The organism is Micromonospora sp. NPDC047557, from assembly GCF_043205095.1.
In the GTDB taxonomy this organism is placed as follows: domain Bacteria; phylum Actinomycetota; class Actinomycetes; order Mycobacteriales; family Micromonosporaceae; genus Micromonospora.
Genome location: NZ_JBIDDK010000009.1, coordinates 198708 through 212191 on the forward strand (window position 1 = coordinate 198708; position 13484 = coordinate 212191).

Annotated in this window: 14 protein-coding genes; 6 read left to right on the top strand and 8 right to left on the bottom strand. The window is 72.0% G+C overall.

The genetic code is table 11. The features are described from left to right. Positions 1-75: 75 nt before the first annotated feature. The gene (locus ACGGAQ_RS21705) at positions 76-1038 is read right to left on the bottom strand and encodes a helix-turn-helix transcriptional regulator (protein ID WP_393051907.1); all 963 of its coding nucleotides are present in this window, start codon (positions 1036-1038) and stop codon (positions 76-78) included. Positions 1039-1520: 482 nt separating this feature from the next. On the opposite strand from ACGGAQ_RS21705, the gene ACGGAQ_RS21710 reads away from it, so the two are divergent. Together ACGGAQ_RS21710 and ACGGAQ_RS21715 are read left to right on the top strand one after the other, a co-directional pair. After that, on the top strand, positions 1521-2183 hold the full coding sequence (locus ACGGAQ_RS21710; RefSeq protein ID WP_393051909.1) for a hypothetical protein: 663 nt from the start codon (positions 1521-1523) through the stop codon (positions 2181-2183). Positions 2184-2360: 177 nt separating this feature from the next. Beyond that, positions 2361-3869: a phosphoesterase gene (locus ACGGAQ_RS21715; RefSeq protein ID WP_393051911.1), complete on the top strand. Its 1509-nt coding sequence runs from the start codon at positions 2361-2363 to the stop codon at positions 3867-3869. A gap of 104 nt (positions 3870-3973) precedes the next feature. Here the strand turns inward: ACGGAQ_RS21715 and ACGGAQ_RS21720 are convergent, their stop codons facing one another. Beyond that, positions 3974-4567 (bottom strand): MarR family winged helix-turn-helix transcriptional regulator, encoded by a 594-nt coding sequence (locus ACGGAQ_RS21720; protein ID WP_393051912.1) that lies wholly within the window; start codon positions 4565-4567, stop codon positions 3974-3976. Positions 4568-4682: 115 nt separating this feature from the next. Between ACGGAQ_RS21720 and ACGGAQ_RS21725 the strand changes: the two genes are divergently transcribed. The 3 genes from ACGGAQ_RS21725 (at position 4683) to ACGGAQ_RS21735 (ending at position 8186) form a co-directional block, all read left to right on the top strand. Continuing rightward, on the top strand, positions 4683-6275 hold the full coding sequence (locus tag ACGGAQ_RS21725) for an LLM class flavin-dependent oxidoreductase (protein WP_393051914.1): 1593 nt from the start codon (positions 4683-4685) through the stop codon (positions 6273-6275). Between the two features lie 61 nt (positions 6276-6336). Continuing rightward, positions 6337-6933, top strand: a complete 597-nt coding sequence (locus tag ACGGAQ_RS21730) for an ArsR/SmtB family transcription factor (RefSeq protein ID WP_393051916.1) — start codon at positions 6337-6339, stop codon at positions 6931-6933. Then, positions 6930-8186, top strand: a complete 1257-nt coding sequence (locus ACGGAQ_RS21735) for an MFS transporter (RefSeq protein ID WP_393051918.1) — start codon at positions 6930-6932, stop codon at positions 8184-8186. Before ACGGAQ_RS21730 ends, ACGGAQ_RS21735 begins: the two co-directional genes overlap by 4 nt. A gap of 41 nt (positions 8187-8227) precedes the next feature. Here ACGGAQ_RS21735 and ACGGAQ_RS21740 read toward each other — a convergent pair whose 3' ends face one another. From ACGGAQ_RS21740 to ACGGAQ_RS21755, 4 genes are all read right to left on the bottom strand, one after another. Then, positions 8228-8923, bottom strand: a complete 696-nt coding sequence (locus tag ACGGAQ_RS21740; protein WP_393051920.1) for an alpha/beta fold hydrolase — start codon at positions 8921-8923, stop codon at positions 8228-8230. Between the two features lie 38 nt (positions 8924-8961). After that, the gene (locus tag ACGGAQ_RS21745; RefSeq protein ID WP_393051922.1) at positions 8962-9342 is read right to left on the bottom strand and encodes a VOC family protein; all 381 of its coding nucleotides are present in this window, start codon (positions 9340-9342) and stop codon (positions 8962-8964) included. Between the two features lie 23 nt (positions 9343-9365). Next, a complete protein-coding gene (locus tag ACGGAQ_RS21750) occupies positions 9366-9971 on the bottom strand; it encodes a DUF4291 domain-containing protein (protein ID WP_393051924.1) in 606 nt (201 codons plus the stop codon). Between the two features lie 116 nt (positions 9972-10087). Continuing rightward, positions 10088-10498 carry an MmcQ/YjbR family DNA-binding protein gene (locus ACGGAQ_RS21755; protein WP_393051926.1) on the bottom strand — a complete coding sequence of 137 codons (411 nt, stop codon included), beginning with the start codon at positions 10496-10498 and terminating at the stop codon, positions 10088-10090. A gap of 147 nt (positions 10499-10645) precedes the next feature. Between ACGGAQ_RS21755 and ACGGAQ_RS21760 the strand changes: the two genes are divergently transcribed. Then, complete coding sequence (locus ACGGAQ_RS21760; protein ID WP_393051928.1) at positions 10646-12448, top strand: acyl-CoA dehydrogenase; 1803 nt, start codon at positions 10646-10648, stop codon at positions 12446-12448. A gap of 12 nt (positions 12449-12460) precedes the next feature. Here the strand turns inward: ACGGAQ_RS21760 and ACGGAQ_RS21765 are convergent, their stop codons facing one another. Then, entirely contained in the window at positions 12461-12637 is a 177-nt protein-coding gene (locus ACGGAQ_RS21765; protein ID WP_355067416.1) for a hypothetical protein, read from the bottom strand. 97 nt (positions 12638-12734) lie between these two features. Further along, positions 12735-13448, bottom strand: coding sequence for a spermidine synthase (locus ACGGAQ_RS21770; protein WP_393051930.1), 714 nt, complete (start codon positions 13446-13448; stop codon positions 12735-12737). Between the last annotated feature and the right edge of the window lie 36 nt (positions 13449-13484).

Consider the following 13484-nt stretch of genomic DNA (forward strand, 5'->3'; position numbering starts at 1 on the left):
GTGGTGATCTCGGCGAGGTAGCTCGATGTCGCGGGTGCGGGCAGCGTCACCTGGCGCGCACCCGGGGGCCCCGTGTCAGGCGCGGAGCGTCTCGCGGGGCGGCACGCCGTAGCTGGCGTGGTACCGGGCGGTGAACCTGCTGTGGTTGGGAAACCCCCAGCGACTCGCGATGGCCGACACGGTCTCCTGTCCCGGGTCGGCCCGGACCAGGTCGTGGTGGGCCCGGTCGAGCCGGATCCTGCGCAGGTACGCCATCGGGGTGGTGCCGAGGTGGCGGCGGAAGGCGAGTTGCACCGCGCGTTGTGAGACGGCGGCGGCGCTGGCGATGTCGGCGGCGCTGATGTCCCGGTCGGCGTTCTCCTCCATGAAGGCGACGGCGCGGCGCAGGGTGGCGGTGCTGGCGTCGCGGCGGTCCTCGGTGGTCTCGTCGGTGAACGCCGTGTTGGGGAAGATCGCGAGCGCCGTCGCGGCGAGCATCCGTGCGGCGTTGCCGATCACCAACGGCTGGGCGCTGGCGCTCGGGATGCTCGCCACGACGTCGCTGACGTAACCGGTGGTTCGGTGCCACAGCCGGGCGAGCGACGCGTTGACTCCGCCGAGGTCGGTGAACCGGATCTGGCCGGGTCTTCGGGCCGTGGCGGCGGTCGCGACCTGCGTCAACACACCGAGGTCCAGGACGCAGAGTTCCACCTCGCCGGGGTCCCATCGCACGTGGACCGGCTGACCGGGGCGGGTGACGAGGAAGGCGTCGCCGGGGCCGAACCGGTGGGCTGAACCCGCGCAGGCGCGGCTGACCATCGCGGTACGGGTGCGGCAGACGACCAGCCCGTCCATGTCGCCCACCTGGATGTCGAGATGAGCGGTCTGCCGGGTCTTGGCGAGGGCGAACGGCCCGGTGTCGACGCGCTGGTGGACGAGGTGGTATCCGGCCTCGCCGGGGCGGATCCGCAGGTCCGGGGTGTAAGTGCTGGCCAGGAAGCGGTAGATAACCGCCGGGTCGCGGCTGTCGAATCCTCGGGTCTGCACTGGTGACGTCATCCGCTGTCTCCGTCCGGGAGGAAACCGCCGGGTGGGGACCAGGGCCGACGGTGTGGTCAGGACGTGTCTGGGCGCACGGGCCGATGATCGGCACGTTGCTGACCGGCGGTTCGGCGGTGGCGGCGGCCTCCTCGGGGCCGCCGGCGATCGGGCGACCAGAGGAGGATCCCAGTGGACATCGGGTGTCGAAGGAGGGACGGGTGGCGACCGGTCTAGCGCTGTCGAGGTGGACCGAGCTTTAAGGATTCCCAACAAATCAGATATCCATTGATGGGATTTCCACCATACGGCAGTCGACAATGTACTGCCGGTGATCCGAGGTTTTGGCGAGTCGACTTCGCTTTTCGGCTATCGCGCGCGGCGATCCTGCGCCCGCTGTCCTAGTCGCTCCGGCGGCCGCAGCGAAATGTTGTTCATGATCTCCGGACGTCACGGCGTCCGGACCACTGCCGGAGATCCGGCCAGCAGGCGGAGGTGGGGCGTTGGACAGTACCGATCCGGACCGCGTCGTTCGGCTGGCGGTGGCCGAGGCGCTGGCGCGGGTGGCCGACGAGGACAGCCTGGGCCTGGGCGAGGGTGACGCGCTGGCGAGCCTCGGCGTCGCGCTGCGCACGGTGCTGCGCCGTGCGCTCGACGACCGGGTGCCGCTGACCACGCCCGAGTTCGTCGACAGGTGCCGCGACCTGCGGCTCAATCGTGACTCCTTCGACCTGTTGGGGCATTACCTGCTCACGGCGTTGCTGGCCCACCAGGTGGGGCCGGACGCCCTGGTCCGCGTCGGGGCGCTCCTCGGCACCGTCCGGCGCTATCTGCCCGCCCCGCGGCCACCCGCGCACCGCAACGGGGGCCCCGAGCCCCGGCGACGCGACGTGCGTGCGGACAACAGTGTCGTGGGCCGGTACCGGCGGACCACGCTGCCCGAGCACCTGCCCAGCCCGCCGAGCTGGACCTGCACCGGATGTGGCCGCGAATGGCCCTGCGCCACCAAGCAGAGTCAGTTGCTCGCCGAGTTCGGCGGGGCGCGTGCCGCGCTCGCCGTCTACCTCGGGTCGTGCCTCGTGGCCGCCGCCCAGGATCTGCCGACGCAGCCCCTGCCCCGAGTACGACTCCGCTTCCTGGGCTGGCTGCCACGCGCCCGGATCTGACGACGACGCGCACGCCCCGCTGTCGGCGCGTGACCCACCGCCGCGCCTCGCGCGCCCTTCAACGGGCTCGGCGAGGGTGTTCATCGTGCACCCGCCCGTCGTACGGCGGGCGTTCACCAACCTCTTTGAGGCTTCTTGATCGAAAGAGCATTCGCTTGATCGAGGAGAGGCTCTCACGTGCGAGACAAGCAAGCCGAAGAGATCGAGCACGCGCAGTTGTCGCGGCGCAAGCTGGTCAAGTACGCCGGCGTCGGCGCGACGCTGGCCGCCGCCAGCCCGCTGGTCGGCGCCGGCGCAGCGTGGGCCGACGAGGAGCGTCGACCCGGCGACGACACGAGCGACCGGGGCAACGCCAAGAACCGGTCCTGGCGCGCTGGTGACCACCACGTGCACTCCGAGTACAGCGGCGAGTTCGACACCACGAAGAGCCCGATCGTCTTCCACAAGGGCGCGGACGCGGTCTACCCGATCGTCACCAACGCGATCATGGCCAAGAACTTCGGTCTGACCTGGGCGATGTGCACCGACCACGGTGGACCCACACACTCGAAGGTGAACATCGAGCAGGCGTACCCCGACCTGCTGCGCTCGCGCAAGCTGGTCCCCGAGGTGCTCCAGTTCTGGGGCATGGAGTTCGACGCGCCCTCGCTGGACCACCACACGCTGATGATCCCGCGCCACGACGACGAGGCGAAGCAGCTCTTCGAGCTGGAGAGCCGGTTCGCTAAGTACGACGCGTTCCCCACCGACCCGGCCCGCGACACCGAGGCCAAGATGGTGGAGTTCCTCAAGGTTGCCCGGGGCATGCCGCACAAGCCGCTGGTGATCGCCCACCACGCCTCCCGGTCGGCGCCCGGCCTCGGTGTCTACGGTCAGGACACGCCGCGGGAGTTCCGCAACGGCAACAACGCCGCGCCCGACGTCTACATCGGCTTCGAGGGCGCGCCCGGCCACCAGGCCGGTCCGCTCAACGGTGGCAAGCGCGGCGGGTACGGCAACCACCCCACCTACGGTGGCTTCGACCAGATGACCGCGCGGGTCGGTGGGCTCTGGGACTCGCTGCTCGGTGAGGGCCGGCGCTGGTGGATCACCGCGACGTCGGACTCGCACGTGCACTGGACGCGCGGCGGCTCGGACTTCTGGCCGGGCGAGTACAGCAAGACCTACGTGTACGCCCGCCAGGACTACGCCGACATCATGGACGGCCTGCGCAACGGCCGGATCTGGGTGACCACCGGCGACCTGATCCGCAGCCTCGACGTGACCGCCAGGTCCCAGGGGCAGACGGCCGAGGTCGGCGAGACCATCACGGTCAGTCGCCGCAGCCGCACCGACGTCGAGATCGAGATCACCTTCCGTCCGCTGGACGGTGTGAACGGCAACGGCGACCGTCCCGAGGTCCGTCGGGTGGACCTGATCGTCGGCCAGATCACCGGGCCGAGCGCCAACCCGGACGCCGACACCAACCCCACCACCACGGTGGTGGCCCGGTTCGGCCCGCGGGACTGGCGTCGCCAGGGTGCGGACTACGTCATCCGGCACACCCTGCGCAACGTCGAGGCCGACACCTACGCGCGGGTGCGCGGCACCAGCACCGACGAGGCCGAGCCGCTCGCCGACGGGCTGGAGAGCCCGTGGGACGACCTCTGGTTCTACTCGAACCCGGTGTTCGTGCACGTGCGCTGACCCGTCGCCGCAGCGACGCTGCCGCCACACGGTGGGCCAGCCGGCACTCCTCGACGCACGATGGTCGGGGGGCCGGCGGGCCCGCTCGCTGGTCGACTGTCCGGTCAGCCGTCGCTGAGGCCGCGCGATCGGGCGGCGCGCGGGCGACCACGCTCGGACGCTGCGCCCGGCCGGCTCGGCGTCGGCGCAGCGGGCTCGGGCCGCACCTCGGCCACCGCCTGGCAGAGATCGCGCAGCGGGTCGATCGCCTGGGTCGAGCAGGCGACCCGTTGCAGCAGTGCGCGCAGGGTCGCCGACTCGGTCGGCGTGAGCGACCCCAACAGGTGCGCCTCGACCTGCCGCAGCGCCTCGCGCCGCTGCTCCCAGGCCGCCCGCCCGGCGTCGGTGACGTCCACCAGCCGGCTGCGCCGGTCGGCCGGGTCCGCCCGCCGGGCGACGAACCCCGGGCGTTCGAGGTCGTCGATCAGGTACGTGAGCACCGTCCGGTCGATGCCCAGCTCCTCGGCGATCGCCCCCTGGTTGCGGGCCGGCCCGGTGGCCGCCGCGGTGAGCACCTGATAGCCCCGCGGGCCGCCGGGGAAATCGGTGAGGGCGTGCTCGGCTGCCCGGACGTAGCCGCGGAAGACGATTCCCAGCATCCAGCCCAGATCGTCGTCGAGGGGATCGGGCCGGTCCGGCCGGTCGCTGGCACCCGTCATACCCCGACAATAGCGCAGGACAACCAACCTTGTTGGCGGCAGATGTTCTGTCTGACATAAGATTTGGGTCACGACGCATCGTCCGACGCGTCGCGGACGACGGGAGGCTCGCACGATGAGCGACTACGGCCACGACCTGGTCTTCGGATCGTTCACCACGCCCGGCAACGACGATCCGGACCGCACGGTCGGGCTCGCGGTCCTGGCCGAACAGGTCGGGCTGGATCTGGTCACCTTCCAGGACCACCCGTACCAGCCGCGATTTCTGGACACCTGGACGCTGCTGAGCTTCGTCGCGGCGCGGACGGACCGGGTGCACCTGTCGGCGAACGTCACCAACCTGCCGCTGCGCCCGCCCGCCGTGCTCGCCCGCAGCGTCGCCAGCCTCGACCTGCTCAGCGGCGGTCGGGTCGCGCTGGGTCTCGGCGCGGGGGCGTTCTGGGACGCCATCGAAGCGATGGGCGGCCGGCGGCTGACCCCCGGGCAGGGCGTACGGGCGCTGGAGGAGGGCATCGACGTCATCCGGCAGATGTGGGACGCCCAGGCGCGCGGCGGCGTGCGGGTCGACGGCGAGTTCCACCGTGTGGTCGGCGCCAAGCGCGGCCCCGCCCCCGCCCACGCGGTGCCGATCTGGCTCGGGGCGTACAAGCCGCGCATGCTCGCGCTCACCGGTCGCCGGGCCGATGGCTGGCTGCCGTCACTGGACTACCTCCAGCCCGGTGACCTGGCCAGGGGCAACAAGATCATCGACGATGCCGCCCAGGAGGCGGGCCGCTCGCCCCGCGACGTCCGCCGGCTGCTCAACATCTCCGGCACCTTCTCGTCGGCCGGGGGCGGCCCGTTGCACGGGCCCGCCGAGCAGTGGGTGCGGGAGTTGGCCGAGTTGGCGCTGGGCGACGGCGTCGGCACGTTCATCCTCGCCAGCGACGACCCCGACGACCTGCGCCGGTTCGCTGGCGAGGTGGCCCCCGCCGTGCGCGAACTGGTCGCGGCCGAACGCGACAGTGGCGCGGCGTCGGCGCGTACTCCCGCCGAGCCGGCGGTGGCCGCGGAGCCGGCGGCGCTCGTCGCGCCCTCCGCGCGGCCGACCCGCGCGAGGGTGACCGCCGGGGCCTTCGCGGTGGTGCCGACCCCGGACGACGGCCGGCGGCTCAGCGACCGGCAGGTCTGGGACGAGTCGGCCCGTCCCACCGGGCCCGCGCCCGACCCGACCCGCACCTACACCGCTTACGAGCAGGCCAACGGCCAGCACCTGGTGCAGGTGCACGACGGCCTGCGCGGCGAGCTGGCCCAGATCCACGACCTGATCGAGCAGGTCGCGGCGGGCGAGCTCGACGCCGGCGCGGCGCGATCGCAGATCAACACGATGACCATGCGGCAGAACCGGTGGACGCTGGGCGCCTACTGCGAGTCCTACTGCCGCATCGTCACCACCCACCACACCATCGAGGACCAGGCCCTCTTTCCGCGGCTGCGGCAGGCCGACCCGCGGCTGCGCCCGGTCGTCGACCGGCTGGAGCAGGAGCACCACGTCATCCACGACGTGCTGGAGGGGGTCGACAAGGCGCTGGTCGCGTACATCGGGGCGCCGGACGGCCTGGCCGAGCTGCGCGCCGCGGTGAACCTGCTGACCGACGCCCTGCTGTCGCACCTGAGCTACGAGGAGCGGGAACTGGTCGAGCCGCTGGCCCGCCTGGGAGTGAGCTGAGCAGAGGAACCGGCGTCTCCGGGGGGTTGCTCCGCACGATCTGAGAGGCTACTTTCGAAACATGTCTCTCAAGAATCCATATGGGGATTTCGAGATCACCGAGCCGCAGGCGCTGCGGGCGCTGGCGCATCCTGTCCGGTTGGCCATCCTCGACCGGCTCCAGCAACACGGCCCGGCCACGGCCACCGGACTGTCGCCGCACGTCGGCGCCACGCCGTCGGTGGTCAGCTGGCACCTGCGCCACCTCGCGACGTTCGGCCTGGTCACCGATGCCGACGGCGCCACCAGCAAGCGGGAACGCTGGTGGCAGGCAGCCGCCCGAGGGTTCCGCTTCACGCTGCCCGACGACGCCGAGGGGCAGGCCGCGGCCCGGCAGCTGCGCGGCGAGATGTTCGCCCGCTACGCCGACGCGCCTCAACAGTGGCTGCTGCACGACGAACCCCGGCTGGACGCCGAGTGGCGCGCGTTGGCCGGGGTGGCCGACACCCGCTTCGTCGCCACACCTGACGAGCTGCGGCACCTGGAAGAGGCGATCGAGGAACTGCTCGCCCCGTACGTGCGGCGCAAGGACGACGAGACGACGCCGGACGGCGCCCAGCTCGTCCGGATGCTGCGCTACCTGCTGCCCGAGACCAGCGACGATTCGCCCGCGTCATGACGGCCGTCGACGCCCCGCCCGCACCGGCGCTGGGCCGCGACCGGCGGTTCCGCACCTTCTGGATCGGTGAGACGATCTCGGCGTTCGGCGACCGGATCAGCGAGCTGGCCCTGCCGCTGATCGCCGTCTCCCTGCTCGCCGCGACGCCCGTGCAGGTCAGCGTCCTCACCGCGCTGATCTGGCTGCCCAACCTGCTGGGCCTGTTCCTCGGCGCGTGGGTGGACCAGCGCACCCACAAGCGTCGACTCCTGATCATCGCGGACCTGCTCCGCGCGGCAGTCCTGCTCAGCCTGCCCGCGGCCTACCTGTTCGGCGCGATCACCCTCACCCAGCTCTACCTGGTGGCGCTGCTCACCGGCGCCGGAGCGGTGCTGTTCACCCTGGGACAGCAGGCGTTCTTCGTCGCCTTGGTGCCGCGATCGGCGTACGTGGACGCGAACAGCAAACTCAGCGTGAGCCGGTCCCTCTCGTTCATCGCCGGCCCGGCCGTCGGCGGTGGGCTCGTCCAGGCGCTCAGCGCACCGGTGGCGATCCTCGTCGACGCGGTGTCCTTCCTGGCCTCCGCGCTGCTGCTGCGGCGCATCCCGGTCGCCGAGTCGCCTCCGCCGCCACGGCGGACGTCCACACTCGGCCTGGTCCGCGAGGGCCTGGTGCTGGTGCTGCGGCACCCGGTGCTGCGCGCCGCGCTCGGCTGCACCACCACCGTCAACTTCTTCACCTTCATCGCCGCGGCGCTGCTGGTGCTCTACGCCAACCGTGAACTCGGCCTGTCAGCCGGCGCCATCGGCGTCGCGTTCGGCGTCGGCGCGCTTGGCGGACTCGCCGGCGCGGCCCTGGCGCCTCGCCTGTCGCGGGCCATCGGGCTGGGCCGTACCGCGATGATCGGCGTGGTGGTCTTTCCCGCGCCGCTGGCGCTGACGGCACTGATCGCCGGCCCGACCTGGGCGAAGGTGGCCATGCTGGCGGCCATCGAGATGGTCTCCAGCGTCGGTGTGATGCTGATGGACGTCAACCTCAACGCTCTGCTCACCGCCGTCACACCCGACGACGCGCGCGGTCGCCGGGCCGGCGCGTACAGCGCCGTCAACTACGGCATCCGGCCGCTCGGCGCGCTGGTCGGCGGCGCGCTGGGCACCACCTTCGGGCTGCGGCCGGCCCTGGTCGTCGCCGGAGTGGGCGGCGTGCTGGCCGTCCTGTGGCTGCTCGCGTCCCCGGTACGCCACATCGCCACCCTCGACGACCCCGCGACCTGACCTGCCGGAGTGGCCCGCTGAGACCGTCGTCGCCCGCGCGGTCAGCCGATCTCCTCCACCAGCAACCGGGCCAGCTCGTCGGGCTGGGAGAACATCGGCCAGTGGCCCGTGGCCATCGTGACCAGCCGCCAGCGCTCGCTGGTCAGCAGCGCGGACACGGTGTCGTTGGGCTCCGGCCCGTCGAGCAGACATTTGACGTACGTCGTCGGCAGCTCGCCCAGCGGACGGGCCAGCACGGCCGGTTCGGTAAGCGTGGCGCCCGGGTGCGGGGTGGCGCCCTTGAGCAGCCGCGCGATCTGCTCGTCGGCGAGCCCCTGGCCGTCGAACTCGGCAGGGTCGGGCGGCGGCCAGTCGCCGCCGTTGTCGGCGAGCACCGACTCGAACGCCGCCTGACCCTGCCACCAGTCCGACGCGAACGACCCGCCGTCGACCGGCACCTCCGCGTCGACGTAGACCACCCGGGTCAACCGGTCGCCGATCCGCGCGGCGGCCTGACCCACCGGGATGCCCGAGTAGCTGTGCCCGACCAGCACCACGTCGCGCAGGTCGCGCCGCTCGATCTCGCCGACGATGTCCTGCACATGGGTCTGCTGCCCGGCGGGCACGCCCTGCCTCTCGGCGACCCCGGAGAGGGTCAGGGGAAAGCTCTGGTGCCCGGCGGCCCGCAGCCCCGGCACCACCTCGTCCCACGCCCACGACCCCAGCCACGCGCCCGCCACCAACACCACATTCGCCATGGCCGGACCCTAGCGCCGACCTCTGACAGCCCGGCGCGTCACGACCAGGTCCGGGACTGGGTGTCGAACACCTCGGGTGGACTCTCGACCGGCAGCACACAGAGCAGGTGCCCGCCGGGCGCCCGCAGAATCCGACACTCCAACCACTGCGACACCTCGGTGGCGCCCAGACCGACCAGTCGAGCGGTCTCGGCCGCCACGTCGTCGGTCTCGATGTCGAGGTGGTAGCGCGGCGCGTCGTCGACGGCCTGGACCGCGGTGACCAGGCCCGGCAACGCCTCGTGCAGGCCGACGAACTGCGGCTCGGCCGGATGGGACCGGGTGCCGACGCCGAGCGCCGCCGACCAGAACTCCGCCGCCCGCGCGGCCTCCGCCTCGGGCGCGTCGATCAGCAACGCGTACACACGGCTTCGATGCATGCGAGGCAGGATATCGAGGACTCTCACCCACCGCCCGCCGCGCCGAGGCGAGCGGCGATCTGAGCCGGCAGCGGGTAGGGACTCTCGACCGGCAGGTGGTCCGTCGCCGCTCGCTCATCGCCGGCCCGCACCAGCTCCCGTACACGGTGGACGGTGGGGGTGATGTCCGTGACGGCCACGATCCAGTCGTCGACGTACCGGGCGACCGCCGCACCGGACAACCCGACCTGCAGCGACCGATAGGGCAGAGCGGCCATCCGCACCGTTCGTTCCGGATCCCACTGCACCCGTACCGGGCTGCTCCTGAGCTGCCGCGACCAGGTCACCCGGTCATCGTGCACGTCCCGGTCGTAGTGGCTCAGACAGGCGTGCGCCAGCGCCCACTCGAAGCCCTCCCGCGCGATGTCGATCGACAGCACGCGCTCCTGGCCGGGCTTGGTGGCCCAGCCGCAGCGGTACATCATCCACCGGAACGACGGCTTGATCCAGGTCATGCGGTCCCGCTTGAAGGGGGCCACGAAGCGGCCGGCGGCGACCGCCGGCAGCGCGACCTCCGAGGGGTACGCCTGGTACACGGTGATCGTGTCGGCCGAATAGCGAGCGCGGATCTGACGGGCGGGAACGGACACGCCCCCAATCTTCACCGATCGGGCCTCGACCGCTCCACAGATATAGCGCCGCCACCATCCGGTGGGTGTCCCCGGGTCGGACCCCGCGAAACGCCGTCACGGCGGGCGCCGGGGGCTCAGCCGGGCCGGTCGACCAGTGCGGCGAGCCGTTTGGGCGCCTGCACGCAGTAGCTCTCGGTGAGCAGCTCGCCGACCTCGTCCCAGTCGGTGTCCGCGTCCAGGACCATGCCGAGCACGTTCGGGCTCCAGTCCGGCTTGTAGAAGGGGTGCCCGACGCTCAGCAGACCGGCGATCTCGTCGAGCGGCGACCGGAAGACCAACAGGCAGGCCGGGCGGTCGAGCGCGGCGGCGCGCGCGTGCACGGCCTGACGGTCGGGGTCGACGGTGAGCACGTGGGCGAAGGTGCGCCGGCGGATCCGCCAACGGGTGCCCACCCAGGCCGGCTCCTCGTAGGTCTCCGGCAATCCGCGGCAGATCGGGCGCAGCCGGTCGAGAACCTCGGGGTCGACGTCTCCGGGCGCGGTCACGGGAAGGGACCCTAGTCGGCGGGTACGACAATGACGCCCGCCGACGGGCGGCGGTGGTGTGCTCCCGGCGGATCGGTCAGGATGGGTCGGGGCGACGCCGGGCCGCCGCCTCCGAACCGACACACCCCAGCCCCGCCGAGGAGTTCCGTGCCGTCCACCCTGCTCTCCCGCCGTGACCTGGACTTCCTGCTGCATGACTGGTTGCGGGTGTCGCAGCTCGTCGAGCGCCCTCGCTACGCCGAGCACTCCCGGGAGACCTTCGACGACGCGCTGGACCTCGCCGAGCGGGTGGCCACCGAGCAGTTCGCCTCGCACAACCGGGCCGCCGACCTTGCCGAACCGACGTTCGACGGGCAGCGGGTGCGGCTGATCCCGCAGGTGCGCGCAGCGTTGGACAGCTTCGCCGAGACGGGTCTGCTGACGGCCGGGCTGGACGCCTCGGTCGGCGGTCTGCAACTGCCGCAGGCCGTCGCCGCAGCCTGCTTCGCCTGGTTCCAGGCGGCCAACGTGGCCACCTCGGCGTACCCGATGCTGACTCTGGGCAACGCGAAGCTGTTGTTGGCGCACGGCAGCGTCGAGCAGGTCGACACCTACGTCCGACCCATGCTGGAGGGTCGGTTCTTCGGCACCATGTGCCTCTCCGAGCCGCACGCGGGCAGCTCGCTGGCCGACATCACCACCCGCGCCGAGCCGCAGCCGGACGGGACGTACCGGCTCTTCGGCACCAAGATGTGGATCTCCGGCGGTGATCACGAGCTGGCCGAGAACATCGTCCACCTGGTGCTGGCGCGGATTCCCGGCGGGCCGCCCGGGGTGAAGGGCATCTCGCTGTTCATCGTGCCCAAGGTGCTCGTCGAGCCGGACGGATCGCTCGGCGACCGCAACGACGTGGTACTCGCCGGGCTCAACCACAAGATGGGCTTCCGGGGAACCACCAACACCCTGCTCAGCTTCGGCGACGGCGGTCACACCCCGGCCGGTCGCCCCGGCGCCGTCGGCCACCTGGTCGGCACGCCGCACCAGGGGCTCGCCCAGATGTTCCACATGATGAACGGGGCCCGGATCGGTGTCGGCGCCGGTGCCATGGCGCTGGGCTACACCGGCTATCTCAAGAGCCTGGCGTACGCCCGCGAACGGCCGCAGGGCCGGCCGGTCGACGCGAAGGACCCGGCGGCGCCGCAGGTGCCGATCATCGACCACCCGGACGTACGGCGGATGCTGCTGGCGCAGAAGAGCTACGTGGAGGGTGCCCTGGCCCTGGTGCTCTACTGCGCCCGGCTGCTCGACGAGGAGCAGACCGCCCCGGAGCAGACCGACCGCGAGCGGGCGCACCTGCTGCTGGACGTGCTCACCCCGATCACCAAGAGCTGGCCGTCGCAGTGGTGCCTGGCCGCCAACGACCTGGCGATCCAGGTGCTCGGCGGCGCCGGCTACACCCGCGACCACGACATCGAGCAGCACTACCGGGACAACCGGCTCAACCCGATCCACGAGGGCACCCACGGCATCCAGGCGCTGGACCTGCTGGGACGCAAGATGACCATGCGCGACGGCGCCGGTCTGCTCCTGCTGACCGAGAGGATGGGCGACACCGTCAGCCGGGGCCGCCAGGCCGGGGGCGAGGCGGCCGAGCTGGCCGACCGGCTGGCCGGCGCGGTGGATCGGGTCGTCGCGGTCACCCGCCGGCTCTGGTCCGGCGGTGACCCGGTGCTCGCCCTGGCCAACGCCAGCGTCTACCTGGAGGCGGTCGGGCACGTGGTGATCTCGTGGATGTGGCTGGAGCAGGTGCTGGCGCTGCCGCCGCAGGAGGACGGCGACGCCTTCCACGCCGGCAAGCGGCAGGCCGCCCGCTACTTCTTCACGGCCGAGCTGCCCCGGACCGGCCCGCAGTTCGACCTGCTGGACAGCCTCGACCGGACCACGCTCGACATGCGCGCCGACTGGTTCTGAACGGCCCCGGCGTCACCGTCGGCGGGTCTGGTGGTGCATGGCCTGCCGTCCCTTGACCACGCCCAGGATGATCACGATCACCAGCGCGATCAGACCGATGATGATCAGCCAGCGGACCGCCTCGAGGATCAGCCCGAGCAGAATCAGCACGCCGGCGACCACACCGACGACCCAGAGCAGGGCACGCATCGCGACCTCCCGTAACCCGGCCGCGACGCGAGATGCGGCGACCCCCGGGCTCCACCTCCCCGATTCCGCCAACCTCAAACGCCATCCCCGGGCGGAGTCAGCGGTGGGCGACGTAGACCGTGTTGGCGGACTGGCCGCCGGTCAGCGGGTTCGCGAACGGCACGACATGCGCCCGCGCGGTCGCGAACACCTCCGTGAGCGCCGCGACGAACTCGTCGTCCGGCGGGTCGTCCGACCACAGCGCGAAGACGCCCTCTGGGCGCAGCAACGCGGCGAGGCGGCGCAGCCCGTCCGGCGCGTAGAAGGGTGCGTGGCTCGGGTGCAGGACGTTGCGCGGTGAGTGGTCGACGTCGAGCAGGACGGCGTCGAATCGACGTCCGGGCGTCTCGGCGTCGAACCCGTCGTCACCGGCCACGGCGGCGAAGAAATCGGCTCGCGCGAACCGGGTCCGGGGGTCCTCGGCGAGCCCGGCCGCGAACGGCAGCAGTCCCCGCCGGTGCCAGTCGATGACGTCCTCGATGGCCTCCACCACGAGGAGTGTTCGCACCCGTGGGTCGGCCAGCGCGGTGCACGCGGTGTAGCCCAGCCCGAGGCCGCCGACCACCACGTCGAGGGCGTCGCCGGTCAGTTCGGCCAGGCCCAGCCGGGCCAGCTCGATCTCGGCGACGGGGAAGAGGCTGGACATCAGGTACTCGTCGTCGAGCTTGACCTCGTACACCTCGACCTGCAGCGCCGGGTCGCGGCGCCGCCGCAGGCTGATCGCGCCGATCGGGGTCTCCCGCCAGGCCAGCTCCTCGAAACGCGCGCCCACGGATGCCCTCTCGCCGCCGGATTCGTCCCCGGATGG